At 59.7% G+C, this 12,321-nt stretch carries 11 protein-coding genes; 4 read left to right on the top strand and 7 right to left on the bottom strand.

Going from position 1 to position 12,321, the window contains the following annotated elements; genetic code table 11:
* Positions 1-9 precede the first annotated feature (9 nt).
* The 4 genes from BM344_RS11455 to BM344_RS11440 form a co-directional block, all read right to left on the bottom strand.
* Positions 10-1,431: an acetyl-CoA carboxylase biotin carboxylase subunit gene (locus BM344_RS11455; RefSeq protein WP_091989812.1), complete on the bottom strand. Its 1,422-nt coding sequence runs from the start codon at positions 1,429-1,431 to the stop codon at positions 10-12.
* 81 nt (positions 1,432-1,512) lie between these two features.
* On the bottom strand, positions 1,513-1,824 hold the full coding sequence (locus tag BM344_RS11450; RefSeq protein WP_091989809.1) for a hypothetical protein: 312 nt from the start codon (positions 1,822-1,824) through the stop codon (positions 1,513-1,515).
* Between the two features lie 143 nt (positions 1,825-1,967).
* On the bottom strand, positions 1,968-2,567 hold the full coding sequence (locus BM344_RS11445; protein ID WP_091989807.1) for a CBS domain-containing protein: 600 nt from the start codon (positions 2,565-2,567) through the stop codon (positions 1,968-1,970).
* A 71-nt stretch (positions 2,568-2,638) separates the two neighbouring features.
* The gene (locus BM344_RS11440) at positions 2,639-2,965 is read right to left on the bottom strand and encodes a hypothetical protein (RefSeq protein WP_091989804.1); all 327 of its coding nucleotides are present in this window, start codon (positions 2,963-2,965) and stop codon (positions 2,639-2,641) included.
* Between the two features lie 458 nt (positions 2,966-3,423).
* On the opposite strand from BM344_RS11440, the gene BM344_RS11435 reads away from it, so the two are divergent.
* The 4 genes from BM344_RS11435 (at position 3,424) to BM344_RS11420 (ending at position 8,062) form a co-directional block, all read left to right on the top strand.
* Positions 3,424-5,022, top strand: coding sequence for a methyl-accepting chemotaxis protein (locus BM344_RS11435; protein WP_091989801.1), 1,599 nt, complete (start codon positions 3,424-3,426; stop codon positions 5,020-5,022).
* Positions 5,023-5,186: 164 nt separating this feature from the next.
* Positions 5,187-5,597 (top strand): helix-turn-helix domain-containing protein, encoded by a 411-nt coding sequence (locus tag BM344_RS11430; RefSeq protein ID WP_091989798.1) that lies wholly within the window; start codon positions 5,187-5,189, stop codon positions 5,595-5,597.
* A gap of 210 nt (positions 5,598-5,807) precedes the next feature.
* Entirely contained in the window at positions 5,808-7,382 is a 1,575-nt protein-coding gene (locus tag BM344_RS11425; RefSeq protein WP_091989796.1) for a methyl-accepting chemotaxis protein, read from the top strand.
* Between the two features lie 86 nt (positions 7,383-7,468).
* Positions 7,469-8,062: a hypothetical protein gene (locus tag BM344_RS11420; RefSeq protein ID WP_228143607.1), complete on the top strand. Its 594-nt coding sequence runs from the start codon at positions 7,469-7,471 to the stop codon at positions 8,060-8,062.
* An 80-nt stretch (positions 8,063-8,142) separates the two neighbouring features.
* Here BM344_RS11420 and BM344_RS11415 read toward each other — a convergent pair whose 3' ends face one another.
* From BM344_RS11415 to BM344_RS11405, 3 genes are all read right to left on the bottom strand, one after another.
* Positions 8,143-9,540 carry a sodium-dependent transporter gene (locus tag BM344_RS11415; protein ID WP_091989793.1) on the bottom strand — a complete coding sequence of 466 codons (1,398 nt, stop codon included), beginning with the start codon at positions 9,538-9,540 and terminating at the stop codon, positions 8,143-8,145.
* Positions 9,541-9,721: 181 nt separating this feature from the next.
* The gene (locus BM344_RS11410) at positions 9,722-11,296 is read right to left on the bottom strand and encodes a methyl-accepting chemotaxis protein (protein ID WP_091989790.1); all 1,575 of its coding nucleotides are present in this window, start codon (positions 11,294-11,296) and stop codon (positions 9,722-9,724) included.
* 148 nt (positions 11,297-11,444) lie between these two features.
* A complete protein-coding gene (locus BM344_RS11405) occupies positions 11,445-12,317 on the bottom strand; it encodes a carboxylate/amino acid/amine transporter (protein ID WP_091991058.1) in 873 nt (290 codons plus the stop codon).
* Positions 12,318-12,321: the final 4 nt, after the last annotated feature.

The following is a 12,321-nucleotide window of genomic DNA, read 5'->3' as shown; positions in this document are numbered from 1 at the left end:
GATGTTCTTTTACAGGCCCGCCTGGGCTGCGATGGCGGCAGCGATGGCTGTGGCGATGGATTCAGGGCGGGTCTTGGTGCTGTACTCGAGCAACTGCGGATTGCGCTCCACAAAGCCGGTATTGAAATTCGCGGCCTGGAAATCCGGGTGCTCCAGAATCTGCTTGTAATAGGGAATGGTGGTCTGCACGCCGTAAATGCCCATGTCGCCGAGGGCGCGACGGGACCGGGCAATCAGCTCCTCCCAGTCCATGGCCCAGACAATCAGCTTGGCGCACATGGAGTCGTAGTAGGGCGGAATCTCGTAGCCGGTGTACATGTTGGCGTCGGTGCGCACACCCGGGCCGCCGGCGGAATAATAGCGGCTGATGCGCCCGAAGCTGGGCAGAAAGCCGTTCTTCGGGTCTTCCGCGTTGATGCGGAACTGCGCCGCGAAACCCCGGTAGGAAATGTCTTCCTGCTGGATTCCCAGCGGTTCTCCAGCAGCGATGCGAATCTGGGCCTTGATGATATCCACCCCGGTGATTTCCTCGGTGATGGTGTGCTCCACCTGCACCCGGGTGTTCATTTCCATGAAGTAGAAGCTGCCATCGTGATCCAGCAGAAACTCCACGGTGCCGGCGTTCACATACCCGCACTGCCTGGCCACGCGCTTGGCAAGATCGCCTATGTACTCGCGCTGGCTTTCCTCAAGCTGGGGTGAAGGCGCCAGTTCGATCAGTTTCTGGTTCCGGCGCTGAATGGAGCAGTCCCGCTCATAGAGGTGAACCACATTGCCGTGAGTGTCGGCGAGGATCTGAACCTCAATGTGCCGGGGCTCGATGATGCATTTTTCCAGGAACACCTCGGCACTGCCGAAGGCTTTGGTGGCCTCGGAGATCACCCGCTCGTAGTTCTGCCGCAGTTCCTTCTCGTTATCGCAGCGCCGGATACCCCGGCCGCCGCCGCCAGAGGTGGCCTTCAGCATGACCGGGTAGCCAATGTCCGCCGCCTGGGCCACGGCATCCTCGACGTTCTCGAGGTTGCCCTCGGAACCGGGGGTCACCGGCACACCCGCCGCCACCGCCGTCTGCCGGGCCTGGGTCTTGTCGCCCATGGACGAAATGGCGCTGGCCGACGGCCCCACGAAGGTGATGCCCCGCTGCTCGCATATGGCCGCAAGCTCGGCATTCTCGGACAGGAAACCGTAACCGGGATGCAGGGCATCGCAACCGGTTTCCACCGCCATGTTCACAATATGGTGGGGGTTCAGGTACCCGGACAGCGGGTCCTTGCTGATCTGATAGGCCTCGTCGGCTTTTTTGACGTGCAGGGAATACTCGTCAGCCTCGGAATGAATAGCGACCGAGCGTATGCCCAGTTCGCTGCAGGCCCGGGCAATCCTGACCGCAATCTCGCCGCGATTGGCGATCAGCAGCTTCCGTATAGCCATGGATGTTCCTCCAGGTGATGGAAGTCGTGGTATTGAAAGGTGTGGCTGTGCCGCGGCTTGCGCCGCTGGCGTGGTCGGAACTCAGGACCGGGGCGGCGCCTGGGGCAACACCGGAAAGCTGGCGCTGGACACCGGCCCACGATACCCGCCAAGGGGCATGGGCTCCGACGTCTTCGCGCCGGCGGAACGTGACAGAACGCTGCATTTGGGAGCACCGCCCTCCAGACCGCCATCGCCCAGCGCATCCGACACAACCAGCCCGCTGCTCGGGTCGGCCGTCAGGGATGTCAGAGCCAGTTCGGCGGATTGGGCGGGTAAACACACCAGACCAGTGGCCAAAATCAGAATGAGTCCGAAGACCCGACTCCGGCAATTCGGGTGGGCGTCCTGCATGGGCGTCCTTTAGGGGTGACGAAAGTCGTACGTAGTTTTACGTGGTTAGCTCATCGATTCAATACGTCTTTTTAGGACAGATAGATCGATTTTTTCGATGTTAAATTACTCCGGCACCCTTGGCACCGGAGTAACCTTCGACGTCAGAAGCCTCCGTTCACCACATGGACAATCTCATAGAACTTGGTCGCCCGATGCTCCAGATCGATGGTCAGGTCCAGTCTCTGCAACATCTCACGGGCCGAAACCAGCCCCCGGAGATAGGAACGCGACGGCAGGTGCCTGTCGTCATCCAGCACCAGCAGGAACTCCTCGTGGACTTCCCGAAAGGTATTGACCAGATCGCCGACCGTGGCCACTCGCAGATCCCGGTAGTGAATCGCGGGTAGCTCGCTCACCGGGCGCATGATGTCACGCACCCGAAGATCCTTCAGGGCCACTCCCTGTCGGTGCGCAAGGCTCATGGGCTTTTCGCCGCTGACATCCTCGATGGCAAGAATGCCAAGGCAGTCACCGGCCTGGTTTTCGACAATCTTGAAGGAAGTGTCGGCCAACTTCATCCAGAGCCTGGCTTCAGAGACAGACATGTCTGAGTTGAGCACCGACCGTTTCTGCTCGGCAAAATCGTTGAGCAAATGGACGGCGGAATCCTCACTGCCAATCTGTGACAGTGGTTTGGCTGTGGGCAGGGCGCCCGTGCGGGCCAGTTCCTGCACAGGCAATGCATTGAATGCAGTGTTCATGGAAAACCTCGTGATTCTGAACGTGGGTGGGACCCTCTGCGAACGCGCAGAGCAATCCGGTAATGTCGGAATCAGACGAGGTGAGGCGGTGCCTGGGGCAGCAGCGGGTAGCTCAGCAACCTCAGCGGTGGCTGGATAAAATCCAGGCTCGAGGAATAGAACGCCCGGAACTCACCCGCGGGAAACCGAAGAAGCGACGAGACCGAAGCCGGCGTATCAGGCGAAGACGAATCGCCGGATTCACCAACAAACACCAGAACCGGCGAGTGGTGTTCATCGAGCTGTGGATCGAGGGCCGTGTGGGATGGGCCGCTCAAAAACACCACGAGCAGGCCCGAGAACAGCATCGTCAGGAGACTGATCTTGAGGGTGCGACCGTTGATGAACCAGCTCGGCATAGGGAAGTCTGAGGTTAGTTTCCAAACGACTTGACACCTATCAACATATAGGGTTTCCACGCCAATGCAAGCCCAGGAAGAGATTAAATCGGCGTAAGTCCTTCCTATGGCAGGCCCGAACCCGGCATGACCGGGCCCATGCCATCGACGTTTTATGAGCCGCCAAAAGATAACGCCGGCACTCCGTTTTGCTTATTGACTTAATGAAACCTTTAGCGACCAACGACCCATAATAACAATAAGAAAATCGTTAAAAGACGCCCTTTTATTTGCCCGAAAAACACACTGAAACCCAAATAAGTGTAATGAAAGAAAAAAGAAACCTGGCTTTAAATTCAAACGATTAGACACATCACATTACGGCTTCTAACGTCCTTGAGTAGCGCTGGAAAAATAACGCCACGCAGACCATTAGCCAGTGGTTCCGAATAAATAATAACCCCCGGACGGTAGAGAACATGACGCAGTTCCTGTTAAACGCATCGGTTAAAACCAAACTTTTATCCGCTTTCACACTTATTCTTCTTCTGTTAATCACCAGTTCCATTATTTCCTACTCAGCCGTAAATGAGCTCTTCGAGAAAAATGATCAGACCCGGGCGGTCTCCAGGCTCAACAATCTGGTTGACCAGGCCCGGCTGAACGAAAAGAACTTCTTTCTCCGTAACGATCCCAGGTACGCGGAAAACACCCTGAGCACCATCGAAGAGGCCATCGAGCTTGCCGAATACGAGCGCGGCGTTCTTCAAACACCGGAAGAAAAAGAGGCCATGGCAATCATCGCCAAGGATCTGACCGAGTATCGCGAAGCTTTCGAACGAATGGTGTCACAGCAGGCCGACCCCGTGGATTCTTCGGCAGGGGAGAGCACCACCACGACAATGGAGCAGGACGAGGCCAGGGTGATTGAACTGGCGCGGGACGCCCGTGCCCAGGCGGATGCCGCCCTGGCCCTGGGGCGCGCCCAGACGGAGCAGACCCGTGATAGAACCACGCTGATTCTGCTGGTGACCGGGATTATTGCGGTGATCGTGGGGAGTGCCTCGGCAATGCTGATCACCCGCTCCATTGTCCGCCCGCTGGACCAGCTCTCGGAACATGCCACGCGGGTTGCCGATGGCGACCTGACCCAGAATCTGCACGCCACCCGCAAGGACGATCTGGGCCGTCTGATGGAGGCCATGCAGGCGATGACTGAAAACCTTCGGCACATGGTGCGTGAGGTCACCGACGGTATTGCCCAGGTTGCCAGCTCTGCCGAGGAGCTGTCGGCCGTCACCGAGCAAACCAGCGCCGGCGCAACCCAACAGCGGGACCAGACCGACCAGGTGGCCACCGCCATGAACCAGATGACCGCAACCATCCAGGACGTGGCGCGCAACGCCGAGGAAGCCGCCACCGCCGCCTCGGAAACCGACACCCGCGCCAAAGAAGGCTACGACACCGTGTCCATGGCCATGAACCGGATCGAGGCGCTGTCCCGGGATATCAATCAGAGCGCCGAGTCCATCGGCCGGCTGCGCGAGGAAAGCGCCAATATCGGGACCATCCTGGATGTCATCCGTGAGATCGCCGAGCAAACCAATCTGCTGGCCCTGAATGCGGCCATTGAGGCGGCCAGAGCCGGTGAACAGGGCAGAGGCTTTGCAGTGGTTGCCGACGAAGTGCGAGGCCTGGCGCAGCGGACCCACCAATCCACCGGTGAAATTGAATCCCTGGTCAGCGCACTGCAGAACCGGGCCAACGAAGCGGTGGAGAACATGCACACCAACAGCCAGGGTGCCGAGTCGGCCGTGAACGCCTCACGTTCCGTAGGAGAGGCTCTGGCCAGCATTGTCACCTCGGTTTCGACCATCCAGTCCATGAACCAGCAAATTGCCACGGCGGTTGAGGAACAGACCTCGGTGGCCGAGGACATCAGCGAGAATGTGGTCAGCATCCGCGAAGTCACTGACCAGAACGCCACCGCCAACCAGCAAATCGCGGTATCGTCGAACGACCTCGCCAGCCTGGGAAGTGATCTGAAAGGCATTTCCGAGCGTTTTCGTCTGGCGTGAGGTTGCATTTCAACGCAGACAGCCACCGGCAATGACTGGCTTCGCTCAGAGCCGGTGGCGTTTGCCGCAAAGGCTTTATTAATCCCGGATTTATGTGCTTAATGCAACTTTGTCTGTTTCTGTTTTTGTCTGTAAGATCAGGGTGTTGCTAGCAGGTAAATCCAATGAATCTAGGGCAGGCGATCAGACGCTTGAGAAAACAGCAAGGCATGACTCTGGCAGAGCTGGCCCAGCGCTGCGACTCACACGTCGGCAATCTGTCCAGAATCGAGCGAGGACTCGCGAAGCCGAGCCTGGAGTTGCTCTACCGCCTGGCCGAGGCGCTCAATCTGGCGGTGGCGGACATCTTCTCCATCGCCGAACGAAAGCAGCCGGATACCAAACAGGACGCCCTGAACGCTGCTTTTGTTTTGCTACCGGACGCCGACCGGGTGTTGCTGCTCGAATTCGCCAGGCTCCTCAAGCGTCGCCACCATCTTCAGGCGGAAGCCGGCAACGCTGAGCGAATCGATGCGTCCGCACAATCGGCGCCGCTGGCGCCGCACCTCTCAGGACCAGAAGAGACGCCTAGCTGATTATCCTCCCGGCGACCCGGCCATCTGCTCCCGCCATCACGAAAAAATGCCGACGCTACGATCGCGGACACACTCTGCCACCGAAATTTGCAATCGGGCCCAATCTATTCTTCATTTGCGGTTAAAGCTCGGCCGGACGCAGCCGATAAAAGATTCATCAAAAGTGTCGATTCCGGCGCATCCAATAAATTCCTTTCCAAGGAAAACAACATGTCGTTAGCCAACACCATGAACAATATTTCCGTCGGCAAGAAGTTGGCCGGAGGCTTTGCCGCACTGGTTGTGCTCGCCCTCGTGATCGCCGCTCTCAGCATTCAGACCCTGAGCCAGTATAACGAGCGTTCACTGATTGTTGCCGCCGCCAGCAGGGTTGAGGCCAATCTCCTCAACGCCCGGATCGAGGAGATTCTGTTTCTGCTTCGCAAACAGCCCGAAAAGATCGATCAGTCCAAGGAGCTGGCGCAGAAGGCCAGCGACATTGCCGCGCCCCTGAAAGACGTTCTTGTGGTACCCGCAGACGATGAGCGCATTGACCGTATTGTTGCCGGCGTGCGGAAATTCAATTCGCTGCTGGACCGCCTGGTGGCGTCCATGGACGGCCAGCCCGATCAGCTGAGCCGCATTGAGAACGACATCCGTACGACCGCCATCGAGATCGTCGATATTGCCAATGAGCTGCGGAGGATCCAGGTCGAGCGAATGGAAGAGCAGTACCAGACGGCCGTAACCACCCTGATCGTGATCACAGCCATCGCGGTACTGCTGGCGATTTTCATTGCCTGGTCGATGACCCGCGCCATCCTGAAACCGGTAACGGAATCGGTCGAAATCGCCAACAAGGTCGCCTCCGGTGATCTCACGGTTGAAGTCCGCAGCAACCGGGGCGACGAGTTCGGTCAGTTGCTTTCGGCCTTCGGAACCATGGTGACCAGCCTGCGGGAGCTGATCCGCGAAATCGACACCGGGGCCAGCAGCATTGCCTCGTCCTCTGAGGAGTTGTCCACCGTTACCAACCAGACCAGCAAAGGTGTGGCGGAGCAGCAGACCCAAACCGACCAGGTAGCCACCGCCATGAACGAGATGGTGGCTACCGTTAACGACGTGGCGAAGAGTGCCGAGGCGGCGTTCCAAGCCGCCAACCACGCCAGCGAGAAATCCGGCAGCGGTGAGAAGGCGGTGAAGGAAACCCTGGAATTCGTCACCGAGCTCAACAAACAGAGCAGCAACGTGATGAAGCAGCTGAACAGCCTGCAAGCCGAAACCCAGAACATCGGCACCGTTCTGGACGTCATCAAATCGGTCGCCGAGCAGACCAATCTGCTGGCCCTGAACGCCGCCATCGAAGCGGCACGGGCCGGCGAGCAAGGGCGCGGTTTCGCGGTGGTGGCCGACGAGGTGCGTTCACTGGCCCAGCGCACCCAGAGTTCCGCGACGGAAATCGACACCCTGATCAGCAATCTGGTGAGCAGTGCCGAGACCTCGGTCAACAGCATGGAAACCGGTAACAAGCTGTCCCAACAGACGCTTGAGCGAGCGGAGCTGGCCGGCAATACCATTCGGGAAATGGCCGAGGCGGTTGAGGAAATCCGACAGTACAACAGCCAGATCGCCACGGCGGCAGAGCAGCAGAGTTCAGTGGCCGAGGACATCAACCAGAACATCACCCAGATTCGCGATGTGGGTGATCAGTCCGCCGCCTCCACTGAGCAGGTATCGGCCGCCAGTGATGAGCTGGCCAGGCTGGCCGAAGGCCTCAGCAACCAGATCGCCCGCTTCAGGGTCTGAAGTTGATTGCCAAGGTCACAGTGCAACGCTAATCTCGTGGGACTTCCGGACAAAGGAACCGGAAGCCCACATAAGGAGATCAGCCCATGCTTGACCCGCAATCAACGTCTGCCCCGTTGTTCAAGAGTGTCATTATCCCGGCCCTGCTGTTCCTGCTCCCGCTGCTGGCGGCGCAAAGCCAGGCCGACACCCTCTCCAACCAGAAAGTTGCCTCGTTTATCGAAAGTGTCAGGGCCGCGGAAAGGCTGGCGCCGGAATTCGAGGAGCTGGACCGTCAGATGGAGAACCAGAACGACGGCACCATGCCCGACTTCTCCAGAATCGTGTCCGAGTCAATAGCGCAAATGAGAGGTCACGAAGCCTATGATCGCCTGGAAGATGTAGTGCAGGACCACGGCTTCGATAACCTGGAAGAATGGGGCAGCACAGGTGACCGCGTGTTTCAGGCCTGGATGGCGATAGAAATGGCCGAGCAGAATCCCGCCGCCAGGAGAGAGATGGAGGCTGCCATAGCGGAGATGGAAAGCAGCCCTCATATGACCGCGGAGCAGAAAGCCCAGATGCGCGCCATGATGGAGGGTGCAATGGGTGCGATGGAGAGCGCCAGCGATGCACCGGAAGCCGATATTGAGGCCGTGCGCCCCCACCTGAAAGCTCTCAGGCAGTTAGGCGAGGAGTAAAACCTGCGCCTTGAAAAAGGAAAGCCCGGCAAGTCAGCTTGCCGGGCTTTTTCATTTACGCCTGCGTTCACTTCCTGTGGCTATGCCATCAGGTTGTAGACAAATACGATGGCCACGGCAATAGGCGTGACAAACCGGATCAGGTTATACCACAGGGTAAAGGAGCCGCCCTGTAAGGCGAGATCGGTTTTCAGAGACTCCTTCGCCACAAACCAGCCCACAAAGACCGCGGTGAGGAGGCCGGACAGCGGCAGCAAGACGTTGGCGGTGAAGAAATCGAGCAGGTCGAAGATGGTCTTGCCCTCGAAGCGCTCGAACATGGCCAGTGGGGCCACATCCGACCACAGGTTCAGGGACAGGATTGAGGCAATCCCCAGGGCCCAGCACAGCACGCCCACGAGCACGGCACTGCCGGTCCGCGCCATGCCGGATTTCTCTTCCACCCACTCAACCACCGGCTCCAGCAGGGAGATCCCCGAGGTCCAGGCGGCAAACAGCAGAAGAATGAAGAACAGGGTGCCGAACAACGAACCCAGGGGCATATTACCGAACGCCAGGGGCAGGGTCTGGAAAATCAGACCCGGACCGGCACCCGCTTCCAGGCCGTTGGCAAACACCACCGGGAAGATCGCCAATCCCGCCAGCAGCGCCACCACAGTGTCCATGATGGCCACGCTCACCGCGGTACGGCCTATGGAAATGTCGCGCCCGAGGTAGGAGCCGTAGGCCATCATGATGGCCATACCCAGGCTCAGGGTGAAGAAGGCATGCCCAAGGGCGATCAGCACGCCATTGATCGACAGGGCGCCAAAATTGGGGGTGAACAGGAAGCTTACGGCCTCACCGAAATGACCGGTGGTCATGGCGTAGCCCACCGCCACCAGCAGCAGGACAAACAGGGCCGGCATGAGAATGGTCACCGCCCGCTCCAGGCCGCCTTTCAGGCCGCGGGACACCACCAGAATAACCAGAGCCATGAACACCGTGTGCCACAGCAGGAGCTGCCCCGGGCTGGCCAGCAGGCCGCCAAACAGCTCGCCAATGGAATCGGCGGTGCCGCCGGTGAAGTCGCCCATGGCGGCGTGCCCAACGTAAGAGGCAGCCCAGCCGCCAATCACCGAATAGAACGACAGAATCACGAAGGCCGCAATCATGCCGATAATCGCGGAGACGCGCCAGGCGGGCGCGCTCAGGTTGCGCTCTGCCACCAGGCGCATGCTGGTAATAGGGTTGTGGCGGCCGTTTCGACCAATGAACACCTCTGCCATCATGATGGGAATACCGATCACCGCGATACACAGCAGGTAAACCAGAACAAAGGCGCCACCGCCGTTTTCACCGGTCACATAGGGAAATTTCCAGATGTTACCGAGACCGACGGCCGAACCGGTCGCCGCCAGAATAAACGCCAACCGGGAAGACCAGAGACCACGAGCGGCCCCGTTGCCGTTACCCGAAACCGAGTTGGACTGAGTCATGTTGTGTTCCTGTGCTTTTGGCTGAGGAATGGACATTCACAAAAAGAGAGCGCCACGGACCTGCCGTGGCAATTGGGGCGGGATTCTGCCAGCAGTGGCGGCGTGATGCCAGTGCGGCTGCCCCGCCGGCAGCGGAGCCACCGGCGGGTTATCGGGCAAGTAATCGGTAGATGGTGGCTAACTAGCCGTTTTTGCTGATAAACCTGGAGACCAGATCCTTCAGGCCACGGGACACGGTGCTGAGGCGATCACTGCTCTGCTTCGCCGAGTCTGCCTGGCTGTCGCTGTGGTCCGCCAGCTCAGCGATGTTGGTGATCTGCCGGTTGATCTCGTCAGACACCTGGCTCTGCTCCTCGAACGCCGCCGACATACTGATAAAGCTGTCGGAAATGGTCTGGATGGAGGTCACGATGTCCCGCAGGGAATTTTCTGCCTCACGCACCTTATCCAGGCCCTGGCCGGCAACCGCTTCGCCATCGCGGGTCGCCTGAACGGCCGAATCCACCTGCTTGCGGAAATCGTCGATCACGTCCTGAATCCGAACCGTGGACTCCCGGGTACGGCGGGCCAGGGAGCGCACCTCATCTGCCACCACCGCAAAGCCCCGGCCCTGCTCGCCGGCCCGGGCCGCTTCGATGGCCGCGTTCAACGCCAGCAGGTTGGTCTGTTCGGCAATCTCCGAAATGAGATTGGCCGCCTCCCCAATGCTGTTGGTGGATTCGCCCAGTTTGCCAATGGTAGTGCCAATGCTGTTAACACGGGTTACCAGCTGCTCAATCGCGACCAGTGCCTCGGCGCTGCGATCGCTGCCCACACCTGCCAGCCGGTTGGCCTCTTCCGCCTCCCGGGCGTTGGCGGTCACCGATTCAGTCACCTCCTGGATCGAGGCCGTCATCTCATTGATGGCGGACGCCGTCTGGTCGGTCTCTGCCCGCTGACGGGCAATGGCAGAGGCGCCCTCGCTGATGTAGTCATAAGAAGCCCGAGCCTGCTCATACAGCAGCTCCGCCTGGTCCTCGATCCGTGCCAGGGCGGTGCGGATTCTCGCCTGCTCACTGAGCAGGGCCATGGCCACTTCGGCGAAGGCCCCGCTTTCATCGCTGTAGGTGCGGGCAACGATGGGATCCCGGAAGGCATCGGGGCACAGCGCCAGCAACCCGCCGAGACGCGCCCGGACGGAACGGAGCACCAGGCCGGCGCCGATCACATGACCGGCCACCACCAGGGCCGCGGCCAGCCAGGGTTGATCAAAGCGCAGCGCCACCAGGCTCAGAACCAGGGACACGATGAAAGGCCAGCCGGATCTCAGGATGGACCGCATCTGGCCGCCCACACTCATGAGACCCTTGCCGGCGGAAATGCGACCGTACAACTGCTCGGCCCGCGCCACCTGTTCCCGCGTAGGCTCCACCCGTACCGATTCGTAGCCCACCATCTGGCCATTCTCACGGATGGGCGTGACATAGGCACTGACCCAATAGTGGTCGCCGCTTTTAGCGCGGTTCTTGACCACACCCATCCAGGCCTTACCGGCCTTGAGATAGTCCCACATGTCCTTGAACACGGCCTGGGGCATGTCAGGGTGCCGGATGATGTTGTGGGCCTGGCCGACCAGCTCTTCCCGGGAAAAGCCGCTGATCTCCACAAACTCTTCGTTGCAGTAAGTGATCACGCCTTTCAGGTCCGTCGTTGTAATCAGACGGCCTCCCTTTCGCATTCTGATTTCACGCTGGGTAACGGGCAGATTCTTGCGCATAAACGGGCCTTACTCAGTCGGCGGAACAAAGAAACGGATGAATTGGGGAGGGCAAACGCCACTGCCGGCGCTTGATATGGGTCAACGGTTACTCTGCCCGGCTCACGGTAACGGCCGGGGGTGCCAGAACCTTAGTCCGTGAAAGTCCTTACGAGGCTGTGGCCAGCCGGGCCCGGGGATGAAAGCGGGCGTTGACCCACAACGAGAAGGCGATGACTGCGCCGCCCAGCGCCAGTCGCAGGAGGTCGGCGTCCCGGTTCCAGATCAGCAGATTGACGATCAACCCTGCCGGCACCAGGGCGTTGTTCATGATCGCCAGGGTGCCGGCGTCCACCACACAGGCGCCCCGGTTCCACAAGAACAGGCCCAAACCGGACGCGGCCAGGCCGAGCCAGGCCAGAATGCCCCATTGCACCGGTGTGGTGGGCAGCCTCTCGGGGTTGCCAAATATCAGGAACGACGGCAGCGCAATGATCAGCGCGCCAAAGAAGAAATATCCGAACGTGCGGTAAGCCGGCACCTCAATGGGGTAATGCTGCATCACGTGCTTGTAGCCCACCTGCCCGGCGGCGAACGTGAAGTTGGCCACCTGCAGTAGCAGAAAACCGGTAATGAAGTCCTCACTCAGGCCATCGTAGCGTATGATACCGGCGCCAACCGTGGCGATGGCGGCGGCCAGCAGGGCCACCGGCGAAAACCGGCGATACAGACCGTCGTCGATGAGCGTTACGTACAGGGGCGTAAAGATGGTGAACAGCAGCACCTCGGGTACCGTGAGGTAGCTGAAGGACCGATACAGACACAGATAGGTAATACCGAACTGCAGCATGCCGGTGGCCAACACCCCGAGCTTGAGACCGGAGGGCACGCCGCGCCAGCGGGTAAACGGCAGAAACACCAGAGCGCCCAGCAGCACCCGGCTGAGCACCGCGAAATCACTGTCCACCTGGCCGGCCAGAAATTCGCCGATCAGGCTGAACGAGAACGCCCACAGAACGGTAACAAAAACCAGAAGTCCCATTGCC

It is taken from the genome of Marinobacter gudaonensis (assembly GCF_900115175.1).
Classification (GTDB): domain Bacteria; phylum Pseudomonadota; class Gammaproteobacteria; order Pseudomonadales; family Oleiphilaceae; genus Marinobacter; species Marinobacter gudaonensis.
This window is presented reverse-complemented; position numbering and strand designations above follow the sequence as displayed.